The organism is Paenibacillus sp. GbtcB18 (genome assembly GCF_019091125.1).
Lineage (GTDB): Bacteria > Bacillota > Bacilli > Paenibacillales > NBRC-103111 > Paenibacillus_F > Paenibacillus_F chitinolyticus.
The window spans coordinates 1-263 of the sequence record NZ_JAGXJX010000451.1; the positions used below are offsets into that span (position 1 = coordinate 1).

Here is a 263-nt window from a genome sequence, read left to right on the forward strand (position 1 = left end):
CATCAAATGGCTAATGCAGCGCAATGGCGTTTATTCGATGATGCTATAAGTCGTGCACAAGCGACATTAGTAAATTTTCAACATAAGCTTAAACTAGCTTCCTATTGGGGAGATGGAAGTACCTCTTCCTCTGATGGAATGCGCGTACAGGTTGGTGTTTCATCGTTACATGCCGATGCCAATCCACACTACGGGTCTGGAAAAGGGGCAACCATTTATCGATTTACTAGTGATCAATTTTCAAGCTTTTATACGAAAGTCAT

General features: G+C 41.8%; 1 protein-coding gene. It reads left to right on the forward strand.

Annotation, left to right across the window (positions count from 1 at the left end; all coding sequences use genetic code 11):
• Positions 1–263 (forward strand): Tn3 family transposase (locus KVT34_RS30415; RefSeq protein ID WP_217563312.1); only part of this gene is annotated, 263 nt, incomplete at both ends.